This window comes from Mycobacterium kyogaense (assembly GCF_036946525.1).
Classification (GTDB): Bacteria; Actinomycetota; Actinomycetes; order Mycobacteriales; family Mycobacteriaceae; genus Mycobacterium; species Mycobacterium kyogaense_A.
This window is the reverse complement of sequence record NZ_JAQIIY010000028.1, coordinates 57399-84087: the sequence shown is the minus strand read 5'-3', so window position 1 is coordinate 84087 and position 26689 is coordinate 57399. Positions and strand designations below refer to the sequence as shown.

The following is a 26689-nucleotide window of genomic DNA, read 5'->3' as shown; positions in this document are numbered from 1 at the left end:
AACCCATCTAGAAGGCCTCACACTCTTCACCGCTGAAGACGGGCGGGGATCTCCATCGGAGTTGCCTCCGGCTCCTCAGCGCTACTCCAGCATTCGATCAACAGGCCGGGATATTCGACTCGGGAACGTGGCTCACGGTGCCTTGTGCCGCGTACTCGCACTTCTTCAAAGGAGAGTGTCTCGTCCCGTCCAAGGGTGTTATCGACAACCAGAGCAAGACGAACCGGTAGTTGCCTCATCCCGGCGTGCAATTGCGTTCCGGTGAAGAGGCTGCAGACGACACCAGCGTAAATCCATAGGAACGAGCCATCCTGGTCCTGACCACGGAACTCTGATTGCGTACGCGTCCAGTCGAAGCCAGCGCCGGGATGGAACTTGATCGGCTTCTCGAGTCGAACGAAGAAATAGTCGCTGCGATCGGGTCCTGGAATTTGTCGGATGACCTTCCCAGTGATGGGGAGTTGGATCTGTAGTTCGGGAACTGCATAGGGTAATCCACCCCCGCTCTGGTCCCAGTCGACGCTGTCGATGGTCAGATAGAGTGCCGTTCGCATCTGGGCTTGTTCAACGGTTTGGGTTGCGCCAGTTGCCCGGGATTGGGCAAGCATATTCTCTACTCCTTGAATGTTCGTCAATCGTTCGGTATAGACAGTCATTTCGAAGATCCCCGGTTCGATCAAGCCAGCACCCACTCGACCGGCCCGACTCAGGATCGTCATCGAGTAAAAGAATGTCGGCAGTTGGGCCAGAGGTGCGCAGGATTCGGACAGGTACACCGTCGAGCTCAGCGGTGAAGACGCGCTCGAAAAGTTCCGTATCGTTGAGAGGCGCGACGGCCGCCCACACTTGAGGGCGGACAGGCTGAAATCCCTGCGGACCGTGGTCGGTGATAGCTGTCAGATGCACCGTGTCTTGCGAGACATCCGCAAAGTATTCGTGGCCGCGCCAGAGCGCCAGAGTTCCCACCATCGGGCTGGGCGGACGCCACTGTTTTGCGTTGGCCCAGCCACGGGCTACTCCCTCGTATCGAGAGAGGACCTTCTGTTCGTCGTCGAAACGAATTCGCCAGTACTCAGCTCCGAGGGGGATACCGGGTACGGCTTATGACCCACACCTGAGATAACGAGTCGCCGAACAGGAAACCATTGGGAAAGGTCGGCCAAGGGCGTGATGCACTCTTTGGTGTTGTCAAGGATGCGAGACGCGGTTGCTCGAACCGCACGACGTCGACGAACTGTGGCGCTTCGTTGACACCGTAGGCGGCGAGAAGTTGCTGCGGCGTAAGAAGACTGGCGGTTCCCGCCGCGGCTGCGACGTACCCTCCGACTTGTTCGGCTCCGACTTCCACGATCGCGGTGGCGAGCTGCGAGGTGAGCAGCTTCTGCAGTATGAGTCGGTCAGACAAGCTGGATCTCCATTCCAACGAATCGTTAGGTCACGACGTGTTGCGTCGCAGCCGAGTGCGGCATCTCAGTCACCAACATCACGTTGTCCAACATTGCACGGGAACGTTCCCAGTGGCCGGATTGCCCATTCTTGAAGGGTGAACCGTGCTCGCTGGAACGACAGGGAGCGTTGGGGTCATTGCTTTTCTGAACCCCAGCGGAATGCCTCGTCGGGAAACTCTGCGCGAACGGCCTTACGAAGCTCGTGTACCGTCAACAGAATCGGGTGCGAAAACGCTAGGGCGTCGTCCTTGCCCATCCACCCACGATCGATTGGCTCCTGATCAACGGTCAGCGACACAGAGCCGGGAAATTGATCAATGTCGTTATAGGACAGCTGAACTCGAGGATCGAGTCCGCTTTGAAACCAGCGTTGCCAGAGGGTATCTGTCCGCTGCACCGTCTGAGCAGCGTCGCAAAGCGCGCAAAGAATGTATTTTTCCGCGTCTCTAAGACGTCGGAACATCCAGTAACGCTTCCTCGTACCGCGCTCCTCGAGGTCTAGGAAGTAGACACTCGATTCCTCGCTGAGGTAATAAAAGAACTCCCCGGACGGATGCGCGAACGACATGGTCCTGTCGTCCACCATCTGTGGCGGGCGTGCGCCCCAGAAGACTTCCGCCTCGGTCTCCCATTTCTTCGGCGCCCGCTCTCGATCGCCGGGGGCGGCGGTGACGTGTCCATAGGTAGACCCGCTGCCATGTATACCAACTGGAGGCGGTGTCCTTTAATGGCTCTGGGTAACCCTCTAAGTCCGCCTCATTCACCACGCGGTGCTCTTTCTGCCGATCGCAGAACCGCTCACGAAAAGCGGATCTGGGATGATCGCTCGGTTCGGCCACCCTTCCGATTTGAGGAGGCGATGCGAAGGCCCGTAGAGCTGCTCTTCGAGGGTCGACTATGTAAATTTACAATGATTCCCAGTGAACAAACGCTCCACATTGTCGGATCACCTTACGATAGTCACATCTGCTCTATGGATTTCTGGGTACGGCGTATCGGGATAATCATCGCGAATTTGCACTGCCAATAGCTTCAGCGCCTCCATGCTGTCATCGCTGAGAGAGCCGACGACAAAGTAGCGTTCGATATCCATTTTGTAGTCACCCTCGCTGAAGACAACCTTGATTACGAAGCCGCCGCTTGCGTCCTGGTAGAGAGTGAAGTCGTAAGGATTCATGGTAATCCGCCGGAGTTCCATCTAGAGAACCTCTCCTGTCGCGATGTCGATGACGGTGTAATCCCGTCCGTTCACCATTCCTTCAGTGTGCACGACCGCCTCCAAATCTCCTGCAGGAAGTTGACCTCCAGGCAGCCATTGCCCATTTGCGCCCCACTCGTTTCCCGAGGGTATTCCAGGTTCGTACACGCTTGTTGGGTGGAAGTGAATCACCACCATACTGTTTCCCGACAAGCTGGTCTTCTGGAACGCCGAGTCGCGCGGCAATGCGAGCTGGATCTCCACCAGACTCCGAGATGATGTTGTCGGCATCAGCTTTCGTCAAGACGAATTCAGATCGGCCCAGATCCGGCTTCCCGATGCCGTAATCCTCGTAGGCGCTTCGAAGAATGATCCGAGAAGCGCCATCTTCGAACTGCTGGCGATGTTGGTCAATGTATTCCTGCGGAAGGTAGCTCTCCGGCGGTGGACGGTCGCCCTTGTCGGTATTCAGAATTTCTTCAAGCTTGTCGGCGCTGATTGGGAACGTCCCCAAGTGAGTGGTGGGGATGTTCTAGATCCGTCGCAGAACCGGGATGCGTATGCGCACCGTGGTCGTCTCCCGGCGGAGGCTGATCGCCGTTCGCGTGAGATTCCGCACTTCCCGGGTGTGTGCCCTCGGGGGACAGGGGCTGTTCGTGAGTCCCGCCGGCATCTGCGGACCCGCCACTGTGCGGACCCGGTTCCGACCCGCCGCCTCCGCCTGACGACTCCGGCGTCGGCGTAGCTGAAGGAGCCGAGTGCGCTGGGGCTTCTGTCGGCGCTTCCGGCGTCCCACCCGACGGTCCGTGGGGCGTTGTCGATCCGCCACCGGATTCGGGGCCCCCGCCGGGTGAAGCCGACGGCGTCGATCCGCCCGGCGAAGGTGCCCCACTCGGCGACGGTGCCGAGGACGACGGCGCGCCACCTGACGACGGCGCCTCGCCCACGGGCGCCCGCGGCCCGGAACCGCCTTCAGCACCGGACCCCGACGGCCGGCCCCCAGGAGCCGACGGCTCACCCGTGCGCGGGCCGCCTCCCGACGGACCGTTCCCCGACGGCCCACCCGCCGGCGGCGTCGACCCGCCCGGCGCCGGGCCTGCACCACCAGACCCGGGCCCGGCACCGCCCGGAATCCCCTCGGGTCGCAGAGGCGGTACACCGCCGGGCCCGCTGGGGTTGAACTCCGGAATATGTGGCGCCTCAACGCGACTCGGCGTCGCGCGGGTCCAGCTGCCCAGCTCGCCGAACTTGGGCAGTCGCCCCTCTTCCAACATCCGCCGGCTGAGATTGAGGCCCTTGGCGACATTGCCCGTCTTCGAGAGCGCCCCACCCGGCACGAACAGCGAGCCGATGTTGAAGATCGCCTCGCCCGCGGCGCGGCCCGGATGATCACCAGACCACTTGTCCCACGCCAAGAATTGCTTGCTCATGTTTTCCAGCACGCCGGGCGCACTCGACGGGTCCTTGGCCACCGAGAGCGCCAACTCGGCCATGCCCTTCCACGTGTCTGGATCGGCCATCGCCACCACGCCCGACACGGTGCCGATCAACCCGGTCAGCGCACCGACCTGAACGTCGTTGACCAGCTTCAGGTAGTCGGCGAGAGCGTTGCCTGCCCCGTCGCCGAACGTCTGCACCAGGATGGGCCGAATCCACTTCTGGAAGGCAGTCGCTATATCGCCGATGGTAATGGTCAGTTCCTCGAGCAGGCCGACAAGGCCCTTGACCTGATTCTGGAAATTGTGCAGCACCGTGCCGACGTCGTGGGCGACCTCACGCAGGATGTCGTCGGCTTCACCGGTGAAGATGCCTTTCACGGTGTCCCACAGCCCGTCCAGCGACAGCCGGTCGAGTATTCGGCGGATCGCGTCCTGGGTTTCCTGCACACCGTTGGCAAAATCAGTGATCGCCTGCGCGACAGTGGTGGACACTTCGGCCAACCTCGAGATCTCGGCACCCAGGCTCTCCAGCGCGGTCTTCATCGCGCCGACTTCGGGGACCTGTTGCGCGCCAACGGCACTCTTGATCCCGGTGAGCTGCGGCTCGATCAGAGCGAAGCCGGTGGCGAAGTTCCGCCACTGGCCGGCCGTCACCCCCATGATCGGGGCGTTGCCCGACGGCCACGTCATCGCCGCACCGGCGAAGAATCCGATGCCGGGCAGCAGCTGCAGGAACGGTTGGATCAGGTACCACTTGTCCGGCGTCGGGACGGTGGCGCCGTTGGGGGCCGGGAGGAACGTGCGCGGGCAGGGCCTTTCCAGGCTCGGCGCCGACGCCGCCGGAGGGGCCGGGGCCGCCGATCGTCGCTGCGGCATCGGCATTGCAGTAGTTGTATCCGGTGGCCTGCAACAGCATGCCCACGGCATTGAAGGCGTTGGCGGCATCGGCGACGGCCGAGGTGAACTCGCCGGCCTGATGGCCGTACTTCATCCCGAAGTTCAACCCCGCCGGATCCATGCCGGAGGAGATGCCGCCCGCCAGCGCCGTGCCCAGCGCGTCGGAGAGCCGAGCCAGTTGAGCGCCGATCGCACCGGTCTGCTGACCCGCGGTGATCAGCGCCTCTGGGTCAACCTCGATCCGCACTGCGTGATCCCCCGTTGGTCATGCCTGCCACATCTGACCGTTCTTGGCGACGGCGTCGGTGTAGTTCTTGTGCGCGGTGTCGGCGACCTTCTGCAGCGCGGCGAGCGACTCCTTCATCTGCTCTGCGCCGGTCTCCCACTGCTTCTGTGCCTGGTCCTGGGCGTCGGAGGCGGCGCCTTCCCACGATCCGCGCAGCATGGCCATCGTGTGCTCGATGTCGTCGAGGCATTCGGTGACCTCACGGCCGAATTCCTCCATGTGTCGGATCGCGGCGCGCAGCGCATCGAAGTCCACCACCAGCTCGCTCATCGCCCGTCCCTCGGCTTCGGCTCGGGATCGGACTCCGTTGGGGCTTCGGGTGCGGGAGCCTCGCCGCCCTTGGCATCCCCACCTTGCGCCACGCCTTCGACCATCGACGACACCTGCTCGACGAGGCCGCCCGCCATCTGAGCGCCCTGCTGCAGGAAGCCGCCGAGTTGTTGGGGCGCCGATTGCGCGGACTCGGCGACCGACCCGAGCTGGTCGAGGTTCATCGCCTTGGCCAACCCCGTCAGCGGCTCAGAGGAGTGAGCAGCCGCCCCACCGACCGCCGCGGCAGCCGCCGGCGCCGCACTCGGAGCCCCGCCGCCGCCACCTCCCGTGGGCACAGCCCCGCCGCCGCCCTGCATCGTCGCGTTCAGCGCGTCGCCGGACTGCTGGTCGGTCTTGGCGTACTCCTTGCCTGCGAGGCTCAGCAGGTCGGCCATGTTCTGCAGGCCGCGGACCACCTGGCCTGCCCCGGTGTGCCATTGATCCCACGCCGGCCCGTAGGCCGACGCCGCCCCGCCCTTCCACCCCGAGCCCAGCAGTTGGCGCGTCTCCAGGTCGACGCTGGACAACCCGTCCTGCAGCCGTTGTCCGGCGTCGCGCAAGCGCTCGGACGCCGCCTGCAGTTCCGACACCACCACCTCGACCGAACGCTCCACGAACAAGCAGCCTATGGGCCGCCGGCAGGGGGTCCGTGCGCCAATTTCGCGAAGCCCGGAGGTTCTAGGGTGGTTACGTGCGCCTTCTCCTGATCGCCGACACGCACGTGCCGAAGCGGGCCAAGGACCTACCACCGCAGGTGTGGGACGCCGTCGACGCGGCCAACGTGGTGATCCATGCCGGGGACTGGGTCGAGCCGGACCTGCTCGATGTCCTGGAGCAGCGCTCCCACCGGTTGGTGGCCTGCTGGGGCAACAACGACGGCGACGAGTTACGACGCCGGTTGCCCGAACGGGCCGACGTCGAACTGGGCGGACTGCGCTTCACCGTCACCCACGAGACGGGCGGCGCCGCCGGCCGCGAGGCGCGGATGGCCAAGGCCTATCCCGACACCGACGTGCTGGTGTTCGGCCACAGCCACATCCCGTGGGACACCACCGCCGAGGGCGGTCTGCGCCTGCTCAATCCGGGCTCGCCGACCGACCGCCGGCGTCAGCCCCACTGCACCTACATGACGGCGACGGTCAGCGACGGGAAGCTGACCGACGTCGAGCTGCACCGGTTGCCTCGCCGTGAGTGAGCGGCTCAGCCGGGGCGAGTGACCGTGTCGTGCTCGGCACCGCAACAGAACAGCGCGAGCCGGGCCGGCACATCGCCGGGGTTGCGCCACCGGTGCCGAGTCCCGTTCTGCACCACGGTGTCCCCGGGGTGCAACGTCACCTCGGCACCGTCGTCGAGCTCCAGGATCACGGAGCCCTCCAGAACCACCTCGAAGTCGATGGTGTCGGTGGTGTGCATGCCGGGGTCGTCGAGCTCCATGTAGGCCAGCAGTCCGGGCAGCTTCTCCTCCCCGTCGGCGATCGCCTCCTCGGTGGTGAGGTCGTCCGTCCTGGCCGTCGCGGTTCCCGGCGGCAGCGTGAACATCGAGAACCGGAATCCACCGATCGGCGGAAAGTAGGTGCGCCAGTTCGGCATCGACCCGTCGTCGGGGAAGTGTGGCGTCTGGTCCCCGCCCCACAGCATCGTGAACTCCGACCCCGGAAGCAGTACCGGTGTGCGTGGCGCGACGTTCTCGTCGCTGACGAACACGGACTTTCCGGCGGCATCGTGACCGGTGACAACTCGACGGACATCCATTGGCTCAGTCAACCACCGCGAGGGCCGTGAAAGTGGCAGTCTCAGCGGAATGGAGCACAAGCCGCCCACCAGCACGATCGAAGCAGCGCACCGCCAGCATCTGAGCACCCTCCCGTTCGACGACACCCGGGATTTCACCGACGCCGATCGCGGCTTCATCGCCGCGAAGACGCCGTGCGTCATCACCGCCGCCGACGGGCGGGTGGTGTGGGACAACGACATCTACGACTTCCTGCGCGGGGACGCACCCACCACCGTGCACCCGAGCCTGTGGCGGCAGTCGCAGCTGGCCGCAAAGCAGGGGCTGTACGAAGTCGTTGCCGGGGCGAGCGGAGCGACGGGGGAAGATCAAGGCATCTACCAGGTCCGCGGCTTCGACCTCTCCAACATCACCTTCGTCGAGGGCGACACTGGGATCATCGTCATCGACCCATTGGTCTCCACCGAGGTCGCTGCGGCCGCCCTGGCCCTCTACCGCGAGCATCGCGGCGAGCGGCCCGTCACCGCCGTCATCTACACCCACAGCCACGTCGACCACTTCGGCGGAGTTCTCGGGGTGACCACCCAGGCCGACGTCGACGCGGGCACCGTCGCGGTGCTGGCGCCGGAGGGCTTCACCGCGCATGCCGTTCAGGAGAACGTCTACGCGGGCACGGCCATGGCCCGCCGCGCCGGCTACATGTACGGGGCCGTCCTGGAACGGGGGCCGCAGGGCCAGGTGGGCTGTGGGCTCGGTCAGACCCCGTCGCAGGGCGAGGTCGCGATCATCGTGCCCACCATCGACATTCGCGACACGGGGGAGACCCACACCATCGACGGTGTCGAGATCGAATTCCAGATGGCTCCCGGTACCGAAGCTCCGGCCGAGATGCACTTCTACTTCCCGAAGTTCCGGGCACTGTGCATGGCCGAGAACGCCACCCATAACCTGCACAATCTGCTGACGCTGCGCGGTGCATTGGTGCGCGATCCGCACGGCTGGGCCGGCTACCTGACCGAGGCGATCGACACCTTCGCCGATCGCGCCGACGTCGTCTTCGCTTCGCACCACTGGCCCACGTGGGGCAAGGACAACATCGTCGAATTCCTCTCGCTGCAAAGGGATCTGTACGCCTACCTCCATGACCAGACTCTGCGGCAGCTCAACCAGGGTTATACCGGGATCGAGATCGCCGAGACCTTCGAGATGCCGCCCGCTCTGGAGAACGCCTGGCACGCACGGGGGTACTACGGATCGGTCAGTCACAACGTCAAGGCCGTCTATCAGCGCTACATGGGCTGGTTCGACGGAAACCCCGCCCGGTTGTGGCCGCATCCCCCGGAGGCGGCGGGACCCCGCTACGTCGCCGCGATGGGCGGGCTGGACCGCGTGGTGGAGATCGCGCAGCAGTCCTTCGATGACGGCGACTTCCGCTGGGCAGCAACACTTCTGGATCACGCGATCTTCACCGACGAGAACCATGCGGGGGCTCGGCAGCTCTACGCGGACACCCTCGAGCAGCTGGCTTACGGGGCGGAGACCGCCACGTGGCGCAACTTCTTCCTCGCGGGAGCGACCGAGCTGCGTGACGGAAATTTCGGTACGCCGACGGCGACGTCGACGACGATGGCCGCCCAGCTCTCTCCGGAGCAGATGTTCGACGTGTTGGCGATCAGCGTGAACGGGCCGCGCGCGTGGGATCTCGACCTGGCGATCGACGTGACGTTCGTCGACATCGCGACCAACTACCGGCTCACCTTGCGCAACGGCGTGCTCGTCTACCGGAAGGTCGACGCCCACGAGCAGACCGCGCAGGCGACGCTGCGCCTGGCGACCAAGGTGCGGCTGCTGACCTTGGCGGCCGGCGACGCGACGTCACCTGGTGTCGAGATCGCGGGCGACGCAGCAGTTCTCGCGCAACTCGTCGAGGTGCTGGACAAGCCGGACCCGGCGTTCGACATCGTGACGCCCTAGGGCTGGCCACCGTCGGCTCGGATGATCGATCCCGTGGTGAAGCTGCTCGCATCCGACATCAAATACAGTGCTGCACCGATGATCTCGCGCGGTTGGCCCGCACGCCGCAGCGCAAGGTGGCCGAACGCCTGGTCGGGATCGAACGTCCACGCGTCGGAGATGTCGGTGAGGAACGGGCCGGGCATCAGTGTGTTCACCCGCACCGTCGGTCCGAAGGCCTTGGCCAGCGCCTCGGTCATCGCATTGAGGCCCGCCTTCGCGGCCGCGTAGGGCAGGAACATCGGGTCCGGGCGCAGCGACCCGCTCGTGCTGACGTTGACGATAGACCCGCCGCCGGCGGCCAGCATTCGCTCGCCCACCAGGGCCGACAACCGAAACGGACCCTTCAGGTTCAGGTTGAGCACCGCGTCGAACAGCTTCTCGCTGACATCGGTCAGGGAGTCGTAGAGCGGGGACATGCCCGCGTTGTTCACGAGAACGTCGACGCGTCCGAACTTCTCGTAGGCGGCATCGACGAGCCCGTCGAGTTGATCCCACCGCCCGACGTGCACCGCGTACGGCAACGCGCTGCGTCCCGTCTCGGCCGCGATCTCGTCGGCTGTCGCGGCGCACGACTCGTAGGAGCGGCTGGCGATCACGACGTCGGCGCCGCACCGGGCCGCGGCGAATGCCATTTCCCGGCCGAGCCCGCGACTGCCCCCGGTCACGAGGACCACGCGGTCGGTCAGATCGAACAGCGCATCGGCGTACCCGGTCACGGGCCCTATGGTGGCACGGTGCAACTGCTTCTCGTCCGACATGCGCTCCCGTTGCGCAGCGAGCCGGGGGAGGGTTCGGACCCGAGCCTGTCGCCCGACGGGGTGGCCCAGGCCGCCCGGCTGCCCGACGCGCTTGCCCGCTTCCCGATCACCCGGCTGGTGAGCAGCCCTCAGGTGCGTGCCATCGAGACCGGCGGGCCCGTCGCCGACGCGCTGGGCCTGCCCATCGAGGTCGACGACCGCCTGGCCGAGTACGACCGCGATCTGGAGCACTACATCCCGATCGAGCAGATCGCGCAGGAAAGCCCGCAGGAGCTGCAGCGGTTGATCGACGGTCACCTGCCCAGCAGCGTCGACGAGGACGCCTTCCGCGCCCGCATCACCGCCGGTGTCGAGGACGTGGTGGCCGCTGCCGGCCACGAGGACACCGTCGTGGTGTTCAGCCATGGCGGCGTGATCAACGTTCTGCTGCACACCATCCTGCGCACGCCGCGGTTGCTGAACTTCCACGTCGACTACGCCTCGGTGACCCGCGTGCTGTCCTCGCGTAGCGGCCGGCTCTCGGTGGCCAGCGTCAACGGCACCGAACACGTATGGGATCTGCTGCCGCGAAACACCAGGTGGTAAACAGAACGCCGTGACAGACCTCGAAGGCCTCGACCTCACCGCCCTGGATCGCCACCTGCGCGAGGTGGGCGTGCCCCGCACCGGCGATCTGCGTGCCGAGCTGGTGTCCGGCGGCCGGTCGAACCTGACGTTCCTGGTGGCCGACGATGCCTCGAAGTGGGTGCTGCGCCGTCCTCCGCTGCACGGATTGACGCCGTCCGCCCATGACATGGCCCGCGAGTACCGGGTGGTGGCCGCACTGGCCGACACCGCCGTACCGGTGGCCCGCGCGGTCACGATGCGCAACGACGACTCGGTGCTCGGTGCACCCTTCCAGATGGTCGAGTTCGTCGCCGGCCGCGTGGTGCGCTACACCCATCAACTCGAGGCTCTCGGCGACGAGGCCGCCATCGAGCAGTCCGTCGACGCGCTGATCGCCGTCCTCGCCGACCTGCATGCGGTGGACCCCGAGGCGGTCGGTCTCGGTGACTTCGGCAAGCCCAGCGGCTATCTCGAGCGTCAGGTGCGGCGCTGGGGATCGCAGTGGGATCTGGTGAAGCAGCCCGACGACGCGTGCGACGCCGACGTGAAGAAGCTGCACAGCCGGCTGGCCGAAGCGGTGCCGGCCCAGAGCCGGGTCGCGATCGTGCACGGCGACTACCGCATCGACAACACGATCCTCGACGCCGAGGACGCCACGAAGGTCGTCGCCGTCCTCGACTGGGAGATGTCCACCCTGGGCGATCCGCTCAGCGACGCCGCACTGATGTGCGTCTACCGGCACCCGACATTCCACTTCGTGCACGCCGACGCGGCGTGGGCGTCCGAGCTGGTGCCCGACCCTGACGCGCTCGCCGAGAAGTACGCGCGGGCCGCCGGTGTCGAGCTGCACGACTGGGACTTCTACATGGCTTTGGCGTACTTCAAACTCGCGATCATCGGGGCCGGCATCGCATTCCGGTCACGGGAGGCCGGCGTGACCGACGAGGGCGATCGTGTCGAGGAAGCCGTCGCCCCGCTGATCGCTGCAGGGCTTCGCGCGTTGTCCTGATCACAGAGGGTTTCCCGCGCGAGACCACTGGGTAGAGAAGCGCGTGCCCTCAACAGAGATGAAGCGTGACGTCGGTGCCGAACTGGACGTCGAGATCTTTGCCCCGACGACCCTCGAGTTCCAGATTGCGGTCGCACCGCAGCCCGGCGCCGAGGTGACCGAGTCGCTGTCGTTCACATTGGACGGCAAGGAAATTCCGCTCGAGAAGATCAACGAGATCTCCGGCGATCACGGTAACCGCATCCACAAGTTCGATGTCGAGAAGGGCAACCTCAGGGTCAGCTACTCGGCCACGGTGTTGGGGCAGGCGGATCCGACGCCGGTGACCGAACTGGACCTGACGACCTATCTGCGGCCGAGCCGGTATGCCGAGGCGGACAAGTTCTTCGGCTTCGCCGCGACTGAATTCGGTGACTACACCGACTCGGTCGCGCTGCTGGAGAAGGTGTCGTCATGGGTGGGGTCGCGGCTTCAGTACGTGCCCGGCTCCAGCGATCCGATCGACGGCGCCGCGGACACCCTGCTCGCCGGCTCCGGGGTCTGCCGCGACTACGCGCACCTGGTCATCGCGCTGCTGCGCGCGGTCAACGTGCCCGCCCGCCTCGTGTCGGTGTACGCGCCGGGCTGCCAGCCGATGGATTTCCACGCCGTGGCCGAGGCTTTCGTCGACGAGCAGTGGCGGGTTGTCGACGCGACGCTCCTGGCGCCGCGCCAGTCGCTCGTGCGCATCGCGACCGGGCGCGACGCGGCCGACACGGCGTGGTTGGACAACCACAAGGGGTCGATCAACGTGAACAACATGAATGTGTCGGCCACCGTCGACGGCGACCTACCGAAGGACTCGGTCGATCAGGTGGTGTCGATTCGGTGAGGCCGGCTCACAACCCGGCTTTGAGGTTCTTCTTCGCCGCCCGGCGCAGCTGGAAGATGCGCACCGCGCCGACGGCGACGGTGAGCAGGCCGCCTGCGACCGCGGCGGCGAGGATCGCGACGCCCAGTGGAAGGCTCCAGCTCCAGCCCAGAAACGCGAATGTGGCCGACTCCGTGTTCTGCGCGATGAAGATCAGCAGCACGATGAGGATCAGGAATCCGAGGGCCAGCGCCGACCACAGCGCCGCAGCCCGGGTGCGGTGCACCGCTGACTTCGGCGGCACCGAGGAGCCGGTGGCCGGTGTCGTCGGCACGTCGTACGTGGGCGACGGATCAGCCGACGAGAACGATTCGCTGGACATGGCACCATTCTTGCCCTTTCGCGCTTCGAATGAAACATGCGCAGATGTCGCGTTAGGGTCACGACAGCTTCCGCGATCCGGAGAGGACGTCCCAGCGTGATCCGTTTCCGACACCAGTCTCGACAATCCAGATGGTCGCCGCTGCGCATCCTTCTGGCCGTCGTCCTCGCTTTCACCGTCGCGGCGTGTGGCAGTTCCAACCCGCTTGGTGGTGGGGAGGTCTCCGGCGATCTGAAGTCCATCAAGGTCGGGTCGGCGGACTTCACCGAATCCAAGATCATCGCCGAGATCTACGCCCAGGCGCTGGAGGCCAACGGTTTCACCGTCTCGCGACAGTTCGGGATCGGCAGCCGCGAGACCTACATCCCGGCCGTGCAGGATCATTCGATCGACCTGATCCCGGAGTACACCGGCAACCTGCTGCAGTACTTCGACGAGAAGAGCCCGGCCACCACATCAGATGCCGTGCTGCTCGCGCTGTTCAAGGCGCTGCCCGGCGACCTGTCGATCCTCGTTCCCTCACCCGCCGAGGACAAGGACACCCTCGCGGTGTCGGAGTCCATCGCGCAGCAATGGAACCTCAAGTCCATCGCTGACCTCGCGGCGCGATCGCCCGAGGTGAAGGTCGGCGGCCCGTCGGAATTCCAGACGCGGCAGACCGGTCTGGTGGGGCTCAAGGAGAAGTACGGACTGGACATCGCGCCGGCCAACTTCGTGGCGATCAGCGACGGCGGCGGACCCGCGACCGTGCAGGCGCTCACCGGAGGCACCGTGACCGCGGCCAACATCTTCTCCACCTCCCCGGCGATCGAGCAGAGCAAGCTGGTGGTGCTCGAGGACCCCAAGAACGTGTTCCTGGCAGCCAACGTGGTGCCGCTCGTGGCCTCCCAGAAGATGTCGTCCGATCTGAAGACCGTGCTCGACGCCGTCAGCGCCAAACTCACCACCGAGGCGTTGATCCAGTTGAACACCGCGGTCGAGGGCAACCAGGGCGTCGATCCGGACGAGGCTGCGGGAAAGTGGATCGCCGACAACGGCTTCGACAAACCCGTCGGGAAGTAGGCGCGATGATCACCTTCACCAACGTCAGCAAGAAGTACCCGGACGGCACCGTCGCCGTCGACGACCTGACGCTCGAGGTTCCCGAAGGGACGCTCACGGTGTTCGTGGGGCCGTCGGGCTGCGGCAAGACGACGTCGATGCGGATGATCAACCGGATGATCGAGCCGACGTCGGGCACGCTGACGGTCAACGGAGACGACGTCACGAAAGTCGACGCGGTCAAGCTCCGCCTCGGCATCGGGTACGTGATCCAGAGCGCGGGTCTGATGCCTCATCTGCGGGTGATCGACAACGTGGCCACCGTCCCGGTGCTGCGCGGCGAATCCCGGCGCAGCGCACGGAAATCCGCGCTGGGAGTATTGGAACGGGTCGGCCTGGATCCGGCCCTGGCCAACCGCTACCCGGCGCAGCTCTCGGGCGGACAGCAGCAGCGCGTCGGGGTGGCGCGTGCACTGGCGGCCGATCCGCCGATCCTGTTGATGGACGAGCCGTTCAGCGCGGTCGATCCGGTGGTACGCGACGACCTGCAGAACGAGATCGTGCGGCTGCAAAAGGAATTGCGCAAGACCATCGTGTTCGTCACGCACGACATCGACGAGGCGATCAAGCTCGGCGACAAGGTCGCCGTCTTCGGCCGGGGCGGCGTGCTGCAGCAGTACGACGAGCCCTCGCGCCTGCTGTCCAATCCCGCCAACGACGCGGTCGCGGGCTTCGTGGGCGCCGACCGCGGGTACCGGGGTCTGCAGTTCTTCCACGCCACGGGCCTGCCGCTGCATGAGATCCGCCACGTCGGTGAGCCCGAGATCGACGCGCTGACACTGGCTTCCGGTGACTGGGTGCTGGTCACCCACCCCGACGGCTCCCCGTACGCGTGGATCGATGCCGAGGGTGTCAACCTGCACCGGGAGGGCCGTTCGCTCTACGACAGCACGATCGCCGGCGGATCGCTGTTCCGCCCCGACGGCACCCTGCGGCTGGCGCTGGATGCCGCGCTCTCCTCGCCGGCCGGCCTCGGTGTCGCCGTCGACGAGCACGATCAGGTCATCGGAGGCGTCCGCGCCGACGACGTGCTCGAGGCACTGGAGACCCAGCGCACCGCCCGGCAGGCCGGGCAGTAATGCGGTATCTGTTCACCCACCTCGACGATCTCTGGGCGCTGACGGTGATCCACCTGCGGCTCTCGTTGATCCCGATCGTGCTGGGGTTGGTGATCGCGGTTCCGCTGGGGGCGCTGGTGCAACGCACGACGGCGCTGCGCCGGCTCACCACCATCACGGCGAGCATCATCTTCACGATTCCGTCGCTGGCTCTGTTCGTGGTGCTTCCCCTGATCATCCCGACCCGAATCCTGGACGAGGCGAACGTCATCGTCGCGCTCACGCTGTACACGGTGGCGCTACTGGTCCGGGCCGTGCCGGAAGCGCTCGACGCGGTCTCGCCGTCAGTTCTCGACGCGGCCACCGCGGTGGGCTACAAACCGCTGACGCGGATGTTGAAAGTCGAACTGCCGCTTGCAGTTCCGGTGCTGATTGCCAGCCTGCGCGTGGTTGCCGTGACCAACATATCGATGGTGTCGGTCGGCTCGGTGATCGGTATCGGCGGGCTCGGTACGTGGTTCACCGAGGGCTATCAGTCCAACAAGAGCGATCAGATCATCGCCGGCATCATCGCGATCTTCGTACTCGCCCTCATCATCGACACGCTGATCATGTTCGCCGGCAAACTGCTGACCCCCTGGACGAGAGCGCAGACCGGATCGGCCAAGGCGGCACCGAAGGGAGCGTCGGTGTGAACTTCCTCGAACAGGCGCTGTCCTTCATCTTCACCGCGGCCAACTGGTCCGGCCCCTCGGGTCTGGGCATGCGGATCATCGAGCACCTGCAGTACACCGCGGTGGCGACGTTCTTCTCCGCGCTGATCGCCGTGCCGATCGGAATGCTGATCGGCCACACCGGGCGGGGCACCTTCCTCGTCGTCACCGGCGTCAACGCGCTGCGCGCGCTGCCGACGCTGGGTGTGCTGCTGCTGGGCGTGCTGCTGTGGGGCCTCGGCCTCGTGCCGCCGACGGTGGCGCTGATGCTCCTGGGCATCCCGCCGCTGCTGGCCGGTACCTACGCCGGCATCGCGAACGTGGACCGATCGGTGATCGACGCCGCACGGTCCATGGGCATGACGGAACGGCGCATCCTGCTGCGTGTCGAGACGCCCATCGCGATGCCGCTGATCCTCGGCGGCCTGCGGACCGCGACGCTGCAGATCGTCGCGACGGCGACCGTCGCGGCCTACGCCAGCCTGGGCGGGCTGGGTCGCTACCTGATCGACGGCATCAAGGTCCGGCAGTTCCACATCGCCCTGGTCGGAGCTTTGATGGTGACCCTGCTGGCATTGATCTTGGACGCTGCGCTGGCGTTTGCGGTGTGGCTGTCGGTGCCGGGAAGCGGGCGTCTGCGGGGCAGTCGATCGCTGCCTCAGCCCTTCCTCTCCGACGAGGTGGCACTCGAATCTCGACCCAGTTCGGCAGCCCGCCACGAACGGGTGGGGCCGTCGCCTACGGTAGACCCATGAGTGAAGCCGACCGCTCTGAGCCGACCACCTTTCCCGCCGTGCTGACCTGGCGCGCACCCGATGCGACGTTGATGGAGTCGGTGCGCGTGCAGCTCTCGGGCAACCGCATCAAGGCGTACGGCCGCGTGGTGGCGGCCGCCTCTTCGGCGCATCCGGCGTTCAGCGCCTCCTACGATCTGGTCACCGACGAGTCCGGCGCCACGAAGCGGTTGTCGATGACGGTCACCCTTGCCGAGCGCGAGCGGCAACTCTCGGTCGCGCGGGACGAGGAGAACATGTGGCTGGTGCAGGAGCACTCGGGCCAGACCAGCCGGTCGTCGTACGAGGGCGCCCTGGATGTCGACGTCATCTTCAGCCCGTTCTTCAACGCGCTACCGATCCGCCGCGCCGGGGTGATGCCCGGGAGCGGGGAGTCGGTGACCGTTCCGGTGGTCTACCTGCGGGTGCCTGACCTGTCGGTGGACATCGCGAACATCAGCTACGCGGCCACCTCGGACGGCATCACCCTGAAGTCGCCCGTCGCCGACACCACCGTCACGGTCGACGCGAACGGCTTCATCCTCGACTATCCCGGCTTGGCAGAACGGATCTGATCACGCCGCCGGCGCGCCCGGCGGCGGCCAGCTCATCCCGCCAGTCCTGTGCACCGATCGTCGTGCCGACGATGTCGGGGCGGCTCACACTGTCGTAGCGCACCCGGGCGGCGTGCCCCTCGGTGACCAGTTCGGCCACCGACCCGTGCTCTGCCAGCTGCTGGCGGGCGCGGGTCAGCAGTCCCAGTGTCTCGTCGAGTACGGGTATCAGCTCGGCGGCGTTGGCTTCGCACATCGCGCGCACCAGCTCAGGGGCGGTGGCCGCCACCCGCGTGCCGTCCCGAAAAGAGCCTGCCGCCAGCGCGAATGCCAGCGGAATGTGCCCGGCCGTCGCAGCCAGCGCTTCGGCCAGCAGGTGAGGCAGGTGCGAGATCGTGGCCGCGGCCCTGTCGTGCTCGTCGGACCGCGCAGGGACGACGAACGCGCGGCAGTCGAGCGCCAGCGTCATCACCTCGGTCCACACGCGCGGGTCGACATGGTCGTCGACGCTGATGACCCACGGCGCCCCCACGAACAGATCGGCATTGCCGGCGGTCCAGCCCGAGTGGGCGGTGCCCGTCATCGGATGGCCGCCGACGAACCGATCGAGCAACCCGGCCTTGCGCACCTCGTCGAGAACGGCGCCCTTCACGCTGGTGACATCGGTCAGCGGGCACTGCGGCGCGGCGACGCGCACGTGGGCCAGCATCATCGGCAGGGCGGGCATCGGGACGGCGAGTACGACCACCGCGCCGAGATCGGCGGCACGGCTGAGGGCCTCGTCGAGGTGCATCGTGGCGTCGTATCCGTCGAAGCGGGCGGCCTCGACCCCGTCGGCCGACCGGTTGTAGCCGAACACGGGACGTCCGGCCGCCCGGGCAGCACGCATCAGCGAGCCGCCGATCAACCCGAGGCCCAGCACGCAGACGGGTGTCTTCTCCACCTGTCCAGGTTGGCATAGCGCATGGTCAAGGCCATGGCAGGGGACTACGGTTAGCTCTCATGGCAGCGCAGCGTGCACAGGCTCAGCAGCGTTCGGTCGACGAACCGGACGGGTTCGGCGTGGCGGTGGTGCGTGAGGACGGGAAGTGGAGGTGCACCGCGTTACGCGCGGCCGCACTGACCAGCCTGTCGGTCGCCGAGACGGAGCTTCGCGAATTGCGGAGCGCAGGAGCAGTTTTCGGGATTCTCGACATCGACGACGAGTTCTTCGTGATCGTCCGCCCTGCCCCATCGGGCACTCGCCTCCTGCTGTCCGACGCGACTGCGGCGCTGGACTACGACATCGCGGCCGAGGTGTTGGAGAAGCTCGACGCCGACTTCGACGACGAGGAACTCGAGAGCGCCGACCCGTTCGAGGAGGGCGATCTCGCCGTCCTGTCCGACATCGGTCTGCCCGAGGCCGTACTGGGCGTGATCCTCGACGAGAGTGACGACCTCTACGCCGACGAGCAGGTGGGCCGGATCGCGCGGGAGATGGGGTTCGCCGACGAGCTGGCCGCTGTGCTGGACAAATTGGGCCGGTGACCGACGAGCAGCTGATTCGGGCTGCCCTGGCCGCCGCCGCCGCGGCGGGTCCGCGAGACGTGCCGATCGGAGCGGTCGTCGTGGCTGCCGACGGTACCGAGCTCGCGCGGGCGGCGAATGCGCGCGAAGAGTTGGGCGATCCGACTGCGCACGCGGAGATCCTCGCGCTGCGGGCCGCGGCCACGGTGCACGGTGACGGGTGGCGGCTCGAGGGTGCGACGCTGGCGGTGACGGTCGAGCCGTGCACGATGTGCGCCGGCGCTCTGGTGATGGCGCGGGTGGCGCGTGTGGTGTTCGGCGCGTGGGAGCCCAAGACCGGTGCGGTCGGCTCGCTGTGGGATGTGGTGCGCGATCGACGGTTGACCCACCGGCCGCAGGTGCGCGGCGGGGTGCTCGCGCAGATGTGCGCGGCCCCGCTCGAGGAGTTCTTCGCCGAGCAGCGCTGACGAGCGTGGGGCATATGTACGCAAAATCGCCCGAAAGCGTACGTAAAGCCCACGTTCGTCGGCCGGTTTGGGCCGCGGGCCCTCGCTCGGTAAGCTGCCACACGGTGGCGTGTCCGAGCGGCCTAAGGAGCACGCCTCGAAAGCGTGTGACGGGTAACCCCCGTCCGAGGGTTCAAATCCCTCCGCCACCGCCAAAGCCCCGAGTCTGCGATCCAGACGCGGGGCTTTTTGCTGTTGCCGCACTTCACGTGCGTTACTCTGCCGTCAATAAGCGGGTTCATCGGGAAACCCGCTCGCTGTCGGGGGGACGCCATGAGTCGATCTGCGCACGTCGGCCGGATCGGGGGGTTAGCTGTCGCCCTCGGGATTGGCTTGGCTGTCACCAGCGCCCCGGCGATCGCGTGGGCTGACGAATCCGGTGAGGCGACATCGGCGGCAGGCGGTGAGCAGCGGACGGTCGAGCGGCCGACCGAAGAACCGGCACCGAGAAAGAACAGGAAGGCTGCGCGTACCGACGACGAGCCGCGGGTGTCGAAGCGGCACGTCCGACTCAGCGAGCGCGCGGGAAAGTCGGTGTCGGCGCGGAACCGGATCGAGACCGAGACCGGGCCCGAGCCCGTCGCACTGCAGGCCCCGGCCACGCGCACCGAGACGCCCACTCCTACGCAGACTCCAATCGTGCGCACGGTCCTGAGCTCGGAAAGCGACGCCTTCGCCTCGGGCGTCGGGCACGGCACGCAGCCGGGCACCCCGCTGCTGTGGGGTCTGATGGCGTGGGTGCGCCGGCAGGCCGATGACGCCGGTGTCGCGGATTCAGCTGCTCTGGCGGCTGCGAACAATGCCCCGGTTGCCACCGGCGACGTGTACGCCGGATTCGAGGACAAGACCATCAAGGGCAACGTGCTCGACAACGACAGCGATGCCGACGGCAACACGCTGACCGCCAGCGTTGTGATCGCCCCGCTGTACGGCGTGGTGGCGTTGAGCTCGAACGGCGGGTTCGTCTACACGCCGACGACCAACTACCACGGCGTCGACACGTTCAGCTACTCCGCGTTCGACGGTGCGGCCGCGAGCAACGTCGCGGTGGTGACCCTGAACATGGCCGCCGTCGACGACATCGTCTTCCAGTTCACCTACGGCAGTGGCTCGCAGTACTGGACGCCGCAGGCGAAGGCGGCTCTGCAAGCGGCGGCGAACCGACTGTCGGAGTACATCGCGACGTCCAGTCCGGTCACCCTCACCTACAACGTCAGCGGCGAAAACAACCCGTCGGCAACGTATCTGGCCACAGGTGGCTCCAACTTCAGCATTCCCAGCCGCCCTGCCTTCTCCAACGCGATGATCACGAAGGTCACGTCGCGATTCCACACCGACGCCAACCGCGGCACGGCCGACGGCAAAGTGCTGGTGAACTTCTCCTACCCGTCGTACTCGTTCGACGATTCCCCGGCGGCCAACGAGGTCGACTTCCAGACCGTGATCATGCACGAACTGCTGCACAGTCTCGGTTTCCAGGCCGTCCTGGACAGCGGGCCGACGACCCGGAAGTCCTGGTTCACCTACGACAAGTTCATCGTCGACCAGAACGGAACCCGCGTGCTCAGTAGCCGGGGCCGTTTCAACAGCGCCTACGCCGCGAACCTCTCGGGTGCAAACGGTGGCCTCTACTTCGGCGGTGCGAACGCCGTGGCCGCTTACGGCGGACTCGTTCCGCTGCAGGCACTTTCGTTGTCGCACCTGCGGCTGGCGACGTTTCCCTACGCCGGAGCGAACGCCAAGCTGATGGGGCCGGTCGCGCCCAACGGCAAAACCTTGCGCGTGCTGTCCCCGATCGAACTGGGCATGCTCCGCGATCTCGGCTACACGGTGGTCTCGCCCGCTCCGTCGGTGTTCGCCTCCGCTATCAGCGTGTGACACGCGAAAGGCCCGCCACCGGGGTGGCGGGCCTTCGGTCGGGCGCTTACTTCTTGAAAGCGTCCTTCACGTTTTCCACAGCGTCCTTGACGCTTGCCTTGGCCTGGTCGAGCTTGCCCTCGTTCTCGGTGCTCTTGTCGCCGGTCAGCTTGCCGAAGCCTTCCTTGGCCTTTCCGCCCAGGTCGTCGATCTTGTTGCTGGCCTTGTCGTCGGCGCCCATGTGCGTGGTCCCTTCGCTCTCAATTCCAGCCCGGGGGTCGGGCCGTTGCGAGGGGAGTACCTGAACGGTCCGCTTTTGAAACACGCCGTCACGAGTCGGTCGTGCCGATCACGTCACACGCCGGCGGGCACCTCGGCCGGGACGGGCTCGACCGTCACCTTGATCGCTTCGCCGTTCTTGACGATCTGGAACGCCTCCAGCACGTCGTCGAGCGGGATGTGACGGGTGATGAGGTCCTTGACCGGAACCTGTCCGCTCGAGATGTACTCCAGCGCCCGCTTGTTGTGCTCGGGGGCGGAGCCGTTGGCGCCGTGGATGTGCAGCTGCCGGTAGTGCACCAGGTTGGAGTCGCAGGTGATCGTCGGGTTCGTCTTCGGCAACCCGCCGAAGAACGAGATGCGACCATTGCGTGCAGCCATCGAAATGGCTTGCTCCTGAGCAACATTGGCGGCCGTCGCGGTGATGACGACATCGGCGCCGCGACCGCCGGTGAGTTCCATGACGCGCTCGACGACGTCGACCTCGGCGCCGTTGATGATCTCGTCGGGGGCGACGGCATCGGCGGACATCTGCAGGCGGGGGGCGTTCACGTCGACCAGATACACCGGCCCGCAATTGTGCACGCCACGTGCGATGCGGATGTGCATGCAGCCGATGGGGCCGGCGCCGAACACCACGACGGTGTCGCCCTCCTCGATGCCGAGCAGCTCCTGGGCGTTGATGGCGCAGGCGAACGGCTCGGCAGCCGATGCCTCGTCGAAGCCGACATTGTCCGGAATGCGGTTCAGGCCATCGACTTTGAGCACCTGGCGCGGCACGATCATGTATTCGGCGAACCCGCCGTCGTACTGGTAGCCCATCGACGTCTGGTTCTGGCACACCGCCATCCAGCCCTTGCGGCACTCGTAGCATTCGCCGCACGGCACCGCGGCGATCACCTGCACGCGGTCGCCGACCTCCCAGCTGCTGCCGTAGGTGGCGTTCACCTCCGAACCCACCTCGACGATCTCGCCGGCGATCTCGTGTCCGATCGTGCGCGGCGGCGTCAGGTTCTGGTGGCCGTTGTAGAAGATCTTGACGTCGGTGCCGCAGGTCGAACAGTTGCGTACGCGCAGCTTCACCTCGTCGGGTGCGCAGTCTGGTTCCGGCACGTCTTCCAGTCGGACGTCTTCGGGGGCGTAGAAGCGCAGTGCCTTCATCGTGGGTGTCCTCTCGGTTTCGCCGACATGCTCGAGTGGTGTGCTCGGTTGGTGTGCTCGGTTGGTGTGCTATTCAGCACTCTATCCGCGATCCGGGCATAAAACCACCACATATCTTGACCGAATATGCCCGAGTCCTTGCGTAGATGCCCGTTTGTGCGGTCTACTTGACCATGTGACCGGCGTCACCGGCGAGAATCGGAGGAGCTCCATGTCAACAGCAACCCAGGACACACCGCCCCGTGCCGGGGCGCGGGTGCGCGTCCAGAAATTCGGCACCGCACTGTCCAACATGGTCATGCCCAATATCGGGGCGTTCATCGCGTGGGGTCTGATCACCGCGCTGTTCATCGAGCAGGGCTGGCTCCAGGGCATCTTCTCGGCCCTGAAGAACCCGGACGGGTGGGTCGCCCACATCGGCGGATGGGGTTCCTACGACGGCGGCGGCATCGTCGGCCCGATGATCACCTACCTGCTGCCGATCCTGATCGGCTACACCGGCGGCCGGATGGTGCACGGCAATCGCGGTGCCGTCGTCGGCGCGATCGCCACCATCGGCGTGGTGACCGGCTCCGATGTGCCGATGTTCATGGGCGCCATGCTGATGGGCCCGCTCGGTGGCTGGTGCATGAAGAAGCTGGACGCACTGTGGGAAGGCAAGGTCCGGCCCGGTTTCGAGATGCTGGTCGACAACTTCTCCGCCGGCATCCTTGGCATGCTGCTCGCGATCGTGGGCTTCTTCGGCGTCGGCCCGATCGTCTCGGCATTCACCCGCGGCGCAGGCAACGCCGTCGACTTCCTCGTCGACAACGACCTGTTGCCGCTGACCTCGATCCTGATCGAGCCGGCGAAGGTGCTGTTCCTCAACAACGCCATCAACCACGGCGTGCTCACCCCGTTGGGCACCACGCAGGCCCTCGAGACCGGCAAGTCCATCCTGTTCCTGCTGGAGACCAACCCCGGCCCCGGGCTCGGTGTGCTGTTGGCGTTCATGTTCTTCGGTCGCGGTGCGGCGCGGGCCTCTGCCCCCGGTGCGGCGATCATCCAGTTCTTCGGCGGCATCCACGAGATCTACTTCCCGTACGTCCTGATGAAGCCCAAGCTGCTCGCCGCCACCATCCTCGGCGGCATGACCGGCGTGTTCATCAACGTGCTGTTCGGCTCGGGGCTGCGTGCACCTGCCGCGCCGGGATCGATCATCGCGATCTACGCACAGACGCCGGGCAACAGCTTCCTCGGGGTGACGCTGGCCGTGCTGGGCGCCACCGCGGTGTCGTTCGCGGTCGCCGCGTTCCTGCTGAAGACCGACAAGGACACCGACGAGCCCGACCTGGCGGCCGCGACGGCCAGCATGGAGTCGATGAAGGGCAAGAAGTCCAGCGTCGCTTCGGCTCTCGTCGGCGGGGTCGCGACAAAAGCGGGACCCATCCACACGATCGTGTTCGCCTGCGATGCCGGTATGGGCTCGTCGGCCATGGGTGCGTCGGTGCTGCGCAGGAAGATCCAGAGTGCGGGCTTCGGTGACGTTAAGGTGTCGAACTCGGCGATCTCCAATCTGACCGACACTTACGACCTCGTCGTGTCCCACCGCGATCTGACCGATCGCGCCCGCCAGCGCACGCCGTCGGCCATGCATGTCTCCGTCGACGACTTCATGGGCAGCCCCCGCTACGACGAAATAGTCGGCACGCTGGCCGAGACCAACGGGGCAGGCGGCGCCGACGCGACACCGGTACCCGACGAGCCAGCCCCGGCCACCGACGGGGACGTGCTGTCGCTGGACTCGATCGTGCTCGCCGGCACCGCCCGCAGCGCTGCCGACGCCATCGACGAAGCGGGCCAATTGCTGGTTGCCGCAGGCGCGGTCGAGCAGGCCTACGTCACCGCGATGCACGACCGGGAGAGCTCGGTGTCGACCTACATGGGCAACGGTCTGGCGATTCCCCACGGCACCAACGAGGCCAAGGACGCCATCCGGCGCACCGGGCTGTCGTTCGTGCGTTACCCCGAGCCGATCGACTGGAACGGTAAGCCGGCCGAGTTCGTGGTCGGGATCGCCGGTGCCGGAAAGGATCACATGGCGCTGCTGACGAAGATCGCGCAGGTGTTCCTCAAGGCCGACGACGTCGCCCGGCTGCGGGAGGCCACGACGGCCGAGGAGATCAAGGCGATCCTGACCTCAGCCGACTAGCGTGACGTCGGTGGATTCCGACACCCGCCAGAGCAGGATCGTCGAGTTCGCCCGCACCCGTGGACGGGTCGAGGTGGCCTCGCTTGCGACAGAGCTCGACGTCGCGAGCGAGACCATCCGCCGGGATCTCAAGGTGCTCGCCGGTCGCCGGCTGCTCAAGCGGGTGCACGGCGGCGCGGTGCCTCTGGAGACGGCGTCGTTCGAGTCGGGTGTGGAGTACCGAAGCCAGGTCGATCTCGCACAGAAGCACCGCATCGCGATCGCTGCCACCGAGTTGCTCCACGGGGCCGAAACCGTCTATCTGGACGAGGGATTCACACCCCGGCTGATCGCCGAACGGCTGGCCGAAGAGGAGCTGACGGTCGTGACGTCGTCACTGCTGGTGGCCGAGGCGCTGGCACACAGTCGCACCGTCACCGTCCTGCTCCTCGGCGGCCGCATGCGGGGGAGGACTCTGGCCACCGTCGATCACTGGGCTGTCGACATGCTCTCCGGTCTGGTGATCGACGTGGCGTTCCTCGGCACCAACGGGATCTCCCTCGAACACGGGCTCACGACGCCCGATCCGGCGGTGGCCGCCGTCAAGAGCACCGCGGTACAGGTGGCGCGGCGACCCATCCTGGTGGCCGCGCACTCGAAATTCGGCGAGAGCAGCTTCTGTCGCTTCGCGAAGGTGTCCGACTTCGAATCGATCGTCAGTGGAGCCGAACTCGACACGGCGCAGGCCCGCCGGTACGAGGCGATGGGTCCCGTCGTGCTCCGCGCCTAGTCACTCGTCGTTGTCGACGACGGTATAAAACGAGTCGCCGTCTTCAGGGGTGCCGTCGATCTGACCGAGTGTGCGGCGGTCGGTCCGCACCTCGGGGTCGGGCGGCGGCAGCACATCGGGCTCCTCGGCAGCGAGTCGTTCGTCGAGGCTCTCGTCCTCCTCGGCGTCGATCCACTGATCCGGCGGATCGACGACGATGTCGCCGTCGTCGTTGCGCACCTCGTCGGAGTCCAGTGACTCACTCGGACCGAGTGTGTTGTCAGGCCCCGGGTCGTCGTAATCGCCGTCGGTGTCCATGCCTCAGCCGTAGAACATCACGGAGTAATCGGCACTCCACGCACCGGCCGCGCACTTGAGCGGCACGCCGTCGGGAGACTGAGCCACGCCGGTCGTGCTGCCGCACGGTGAGCGCAGCAGACGTACGCCTTCCAGCGGCGGGAACGACACCCACATGCGCTTCGAACCGCACGCCAGCGTGTTACCGCTGGCATCCAGGCCGAAGTTGTAACGGGTGGCCTGGTTGCACTCGCCGCCGACGTGCACGCCGCGATCGACGTAGGGAACGCACGAGGCGTCGTCGCAGGCGCCAGGCGACGCCGCGGCGGTTCCCCCGCCGAGGCCCAGGATCGGAGCGACGAGCAGACCACCGGCAAGTGCGAGCAGACCTTTCATGCCCTGCAGCCTAAGTGGTCCGCCCGTCATCCCGAGCGGGCTTTGCCGGCATTGGCCGGATAAAGCGCGCCCCGACGGGTCAGGGGCAGCTCACCTCGATCTCGAACGGCTTGGTGACCGGTTGCATCGGGTTGGCCATGTCGATGCCGGTGGCGTTGCCCGAGATCTTGTAGGTCTTGTCGTCCTTCTCGACCTTGGCCTCGCCCTGGCCCGCGGCGCTGGCGTAACCCAGCGTCACGCCGTTGACGTTGCCGAGTGCGACCGACACCACCGACGGGCTGTCACCCGTGGTGACCACCGCACCGACGCCGCCGGTCGGGTTGCCGATCGCGATGTTGGTGTTGCCGCCCGCGTCGGTGCAGACCACGTTGCCCTCGATCGCCTGGTCGTTGCCGTCGATGGTGACGGTGGACTTGCCCTGCGCCGCCGCGACCGACGAGGTCTCTCCTGATGTCTCGGACTTCTTCTCGGAAGAACAGCCTGACAGGCCGGCGATGAGGATCGCTGCGCCGCCAGCGGCGACCAGGATTTCACGCTTCATCACGGTTCTCCTTCATGTCGTGCGATCCGCCGGTGGATCGCCGCGGTCAGTATGGGTGGCGGGCCGGACCGGGCG

Annotated in this window: 31 protein-coding genes and 1 tRNA gene; 16 read left to right on the top strand and 16 right to left on the bottom strand. The window is 66.4% G+C overall.

Annotation, left to right across the window (positions count from 1 at the left end; genetic code table 11):
* Nucleotides 1-26 precede the first annotated feature (26 nt).
* The 7 genes from PGN37_RS22310 to PGN37_RS22280 form a co-directional block, all read right to left on the bottom strand.
* Nucleotides 27-719: a hypothetical protein gene (locus PGN37_RS22310; protein ID WP_335333166.1), complete on the bottom strand. Its 693-nt coding sequence runs from the start codon at nucleotides 717-719 to the stop codon at nucleotides 27-29.
* 862 nt (nucleotides 720-1581) lie between these two features.
* The gene (locus PGN37_RS22305; RefSeq protein ID WP_335333165.1) at nucleotides 1582-2016 is read right to left on the bottom strand and encodes a hypothetical protein; all 435 of its coding nucleotides are present in this window, start codon (nucleotides 2014-2016) and stop codon (nucleotides 1582-1584) included.
* A 378-nt stretch (nucleotides 2017-2394) separates the two neighbouring features.
* A complete protein-coding gene (locus PGN37_RS22300) occupies nucleotides 2395-2646 on the bottom strand; it encodes a hypothetical protein (RefSeq protein ID WP_335333164.1) in 252 nt (83 codons plus the stop codon).
* Nucleotides 2647-2910 (bottom strand): hypothetical protein, encoded by a 264-nt coding sequence (locus PGN37_RS22295; RefSeq protein ID WP_335333163.1) that lies wholly within the window; start codon nucleotides 2908-2910, stop codon nucleotides 2647-2649.
* 215 nt (nucleotides 2911-3125) lie between these two features.
* Nucleotides 3126-4967 (bottom strand): hypothetical protein, encoded by a 1842-nt coding sequence (locus PGN37_RS22290; RefSeq protein ID WP_335333162.1) that lies wholly within the window; start codon nucleotides 4965-4967, stop codon nucleotides 3126-3128.
* Nucleotides 4968-5247: 280 nt separating this feature from the next.
* Nucleotides 5248-5538, bottom strand: coding sequence for a WXG100 family type VII secretion target (locus PGN37_RS22285; RefSeq protein WP_335333161.1), 291 nt, complete (start codon nucleotides 5536-5538; stop codon nucleotides 5248-5250).
* Nucleotides 5535-6194 carry a WXG100 family type VII secretion target gene (locus tag PGN37_RS22280; RefSeq protein ID WP_335333160.1) on the bottom strand — a complete coding sequence of 220 codons (660 nt, stop codon included), beginning with the start codon at nucleotides 6192-6194 and terminating at the stop codon, nucleotides 5535-5537. The genes PGN37_RS22285 and PGN37_RS22280 overlap by 4 nt, the downstream gene beginning before the upstream one ends.
* Before the next feature lie 77 nt (nucleotides 6195-6271).
* Between PGN37_RS22280 and PGN37_RS22275 the strand changes: the two genes are divergently transcribed.
* A complete protein-coding gene (locus PGN37_RS22275; RefSeq protein WP_335333159.1) occupies nucleotides 6272-6775 on the top strand; it encodes a metallophosphoesterase family protein in 504 nt (167 codons plus the stop codon).
* Between the two features lie 5 nt (nucleotides 6776-6780).
* On the opposite strand, the gene PGN37_RS22270 is transcribed toward PGN37_RS22275, so the two are convergent.
* Nucleotides 6781-7332, bottom strand: coding sequence for a cupin domain-containing protein (locus tag PGN37_RS22270; protein WP_335333158.1), 552 nt, complete (start codon nucleotides 7330-7332; stop codon nucleotides 6781-6783).
* A gap of 49 nt (nucleotides 7333-7381) precedes the next feature.
* On the opposite strand from PGN37_RS22270, the gene PGN37_RS22265 reads away from it, so the two are divergent.
* Entirely contained in the window at nucleotides 7382-9286 is a 1905-nt protein-coding gene (locus PGN37_RS22265; RefSeq protein ID WP_335333157.1) for an alkyl/aryl-sulfatase, read from the top strand.
* Here the strand turns inward: PGN37_RS22265 and PGN37_RS22260 are convergent.
* Nucleotides 9283-10086, bottom strand: coding sequence for an SDR family NAD(P)-dependent oxidoreductase (locus tag PGN37_RS22260; protein WP_335333156.1), 804 nt, complete (start codon nucleotides 10084-10086; stop codon nucleotides 9283-9285). The two genes, PGN37_RS22265 and PGN37_RS22260, sit on opposite strands and share 4 nt — an antisense overlap.
* Between PGN37_RS22260 and PGN37_RS22255 the strand changes: the two genes are divergently transcribed.
* The 3 genes from PGN37_RS22255 to PGN37_RS22245 are packed head-to-tail and all read left to right on the top strand — an operon-like array spanning nucleotide 10063 to nucleotide 12572.
* Nucleotides 10063-10671, top strand: coding sequence for a histidine phosphatase family protein (locus PGN37_RS22255; protein ID WP_335333155.1), 609 nt, complete (start codon nucleotides 10063-10065; stop codon nucleotides 10669-10671). The two genes, PGN37_RS22260 and PGN37_RS22255, sit on opposite strands and share 24 nt — an antisense overlap.
* A gap of 10 nt (nucleotides 10672-10681) precedes the next feature.
* On the top strand, nucleotides 10682-11701 hold the full coding sequence (locus PGN37_RS22250) for a phosphotransferase family protein (protein ID WP_335333154.1): 1020 nt from the start codon (nucleotides 10682-10684) through the stop codon (nucleotides 11699-11701).
* 58 nt (nucleotides 11702-11759) lie between these two features.
* On the top strand, nucleotides 11760-12572 hold the full coding sequence (locus PGN37_RS22245; protein ID WP_335333153.1) for a transglutaminase-like domain-containing protein: 813 nt from the start codon (nucleotides 11760-11762) through the stop codon (nucleotides 12570-12572).
* Nucleotides 12573-12579: 7 nt separating this feature from the next.
* Here PGN37_RS22245 and PGN37_RS22240 read toward each other — a convergent pair whose 3' ends face one another.
* Complete coding sequence (locus PGN37_RS22240; RefSeq protein WP_335333152.1) at nucleotides 12580-12933, bottom strand: LapA family protein; 354 nt, start codon at nucleotides 12931-12933, stop codon at nucleotides 12580-12582.
* A gap of 96 nt (nucleotides 12934-13029) precedes the next feature.
* On the opposite strand from PGN37_RS22240, the gene PGN37_RS22235 reads away from it, so the two are divergent.
* The 5 genes from PGN37_RS22235 to PGN37_RS22215 are packed head-to-tail and all read left to right on the top strand — an operon-like array spanning nucleotide 13030 to nucleotide 17153.
* Nucleotides 13030-13995, top strand: a complete 966-nt coding sequence (locus tag PGN37_RS22235) for an ABC transporter substrate-binding protein (RefSeq protein ID WP_335333151.1) — start codon at nucleotides 13030-13032, stop codon at nucleotides 13993-13995.
* Between the two features lie 5 nt (nucleotides 13996-14000).
* Nucleotides 14001-15113: an ABC transporter ATP-binding protein gene (locus tag PGN37_RS22230; protein ID WP_335333150.1), complete on the top strand. Its 1113-nt coding sequence runs from the start codon at nucleotides 14001-14003 to the stop codon at nucleotides 15111-15113.
* Nucleotides 15113-15787, top strand: a complete 675-nt coding sequence (locus PGN37_RS22225; RefSeq protein ID WP_335333149.1) for an ABC transporter permease — start codon at nucleotides 15113-15115, stop codon at nucleotides 15785-15787. The genes PGN37_RS22230 and PGN37_RS22225 overlap by 1 nt, the downstream gene beginning before the upstream one ends.
* Nucleotides 15784-16560, top strand: a complete 777-nt coding sequence (locus tag PGN37_RS22220; RefSeq protein ID WP_335333148.1) for an ABC transporter permease — start codon at nucleotides 15784-15786, stop codon at nucleotides 16558-16560. The genes PGN37_RS22225 and PGN37_RS22220 overlap by 4 nt, the downstream gene beginning before the upstream one ends.
* Entirely contained in the window at nucleotides 16557-17153 is a 597-nt protein-coding gene (locus PGN37_RS22215) for a putative glycolipid-binding domain-containing protein (protein WP_335333147.1), read from the top strand. Before PGN37_RS22220 ends, PGN37_RS22215 begins: the two co-directional genes overlap by 4 nt.
* Here PGN37_RS22215 and PGN37_RS22210 read toward each other — a convergent pair.
* A complete protein-coding gene (locus PGN37_RS22210) occupies nucleotides 17116-18075 on the bottom strand; it encodes a prephenate dehydrogenase (protein ID WP_335333146.1) in 960 nt (319 codons plus the stop codon). The genes PGN37_RS22215 and PGN37_RS22210 overlap by 38 nt on opposite strands.
* Nucleotides 18076-18134: 59 nt before the next feature.
* Here PGN37_RS22210 and PGN37_RS22205 point away from each other — a divergent pair, with 59 nt between their 5' ends.
* The 4 genes from PGN37_RS22205 (at nucleotide 18135) to PGN37_RS22190 (ending at nucleotide 21022) form a co-directional block, all read left to right on the top strand.
* Nucleotides 18135-18659, top strand: a complete 525-nt coding sequence (locus PGN37_RS22205) for a tRNA adenosine deaminase-associated protein (RefSeq protein WP_335333145.1) — start codon at nucleotides 18135-18137, stop codon at nucleotides 18657-18659.
* The gene (locus tag PGN37_RS22200) at nucleotides 18656-19105 is read left to right on the top strand and encodes a nucleoside deaminase (RefSeq protein ID WP_335333144.1); all 450 of its coding nucleotides are present in this window, start codon (nucleotides 18656-18658) and stop codon (nucleotides 19103-19105) included. Before PGN37_RS22205 ends, PGN37_RS22200 begins: the two co-directional genes overlap by 4 nt.
* Nucleotides 19106-19208: 103 nt before the next feature.
* A tRNA-Ser gene (locus PGN37_RS22195) sits at nucleotides 19209-19299 on the top strand.
* 178 nt (nucleotides 19300-19477) lie between these two features.
* Nucleotides 19478-21022, top strand: a complete 1545-nt coding sequence (locus PGN37_RS22190; RefSeq protein WP_335333143.1) for an Ig-like domain-containing protein — start codon at nucleotides 19478-19480, stop codon at nucleotides 21020-21022.
* 46 nt (nucleotides 21023-21068) lie between these two features.
* On the opposite strand, the gene PGN37_RS22185 is transcribed toward PGN37_RS22190, so the two are convergent.
* The gene (locus PGN37_RS22185) at nucleotides 21069-21242 is read right to left on the bottom strand and encodes a CsbD family protein (RefSeq protein ID WP_335333142.1); all 174 of its coding nucleotides are present in this window, start codon (nucleotides 21240-21242) and stop codon (nucleotides 21069-21071) included.
* A 113-nt stretch (nucleotides 21243-21355) separates the two neighbouring features.
* Nucleotides 21356-22441: a zinc-dependent dehydrogenase gene (locus PGN37_RS22180; RefSeq protein WP_335333141.1), complete on the bottom strand. Its 1086-nt coding sequence runs from the start codon at nucleotides 22439-22441 to the stop codon at nucleotides 21356-21358.
* 211 nt (nucleotides 22442-22652) lie between these two features.
* On the opposite strand from PGN37_RS22180, the gene PGN37_RS22175 reads away from it, so the two are divergent.
* Complete coding sequence (locus PGN37_RS22175; protein WP_335333140.1) at nucleotides 22653-24632, top strand: PTS mannitol transporter subunit IICBA; 1980 nt, start codon at nucleotides 22653-22655, stop codon at nucleotides 24630-24632.
* A gap of 10 nt (nucleotides 24633-24642) precedes the next feature.
* Nucleotides 24643-25401, top strand: a complete 759-nt coding sequence (locus tag PGN37_RS22170; protein ID WP_335333139.1) for a DeoR/GlpR family DNA-binding transcription regulator — start codon at nucleotides 24643-24645, stop codon at nucleotides 25399-25401.
* Here PGN37_RS22170 and PGN37_RS22165 read toward each other — a convergent pair whose 3' ends face one another.
* From PGN37_RS22165 to PGN37_RS22155, 3 genes are all read right to left on the bottom strand, one after another.
* Nucleotides 25402-25698, bottom strand: a complete 297-nt coding sequence (locus PGN37_RS22165) for a hypothetical protein (protein WP_335333138.1) — start codon at nucleotides 25696-25698, stop codon at nucleotides 25402-25404. It lies immediately after the preceding gene.
* A gap of 3 nt (nucleotides 25699-25701) precedes the next feature.
* Nucleotides 25702-26073, bottom strand: a complete 372-nt coding sequence (locus PGN37_RS22160; protein ID WP_335333137.1) for a hypothetical protein — start codon at nucleotides 26071-26073, stop codon at nucleotides 25702-25704.
* A gap of 79 nt (nucleotides 26074-26152) precedes the next feature.
* Nucleotides 26153-26614 (bottom strand): lipoprotein LpqH, encoded by a 462-nt coding sequence (locus PGN37_RS22155; RefSeq protein ID WP_335333136.1) that lies wholly within the window; start codon nucleotides 26612-26614, stop codon nucleotides 26153-26155.
* Between the last annotated feature and the right edge of the window lie 75 nt (nucleotides 26615-26689).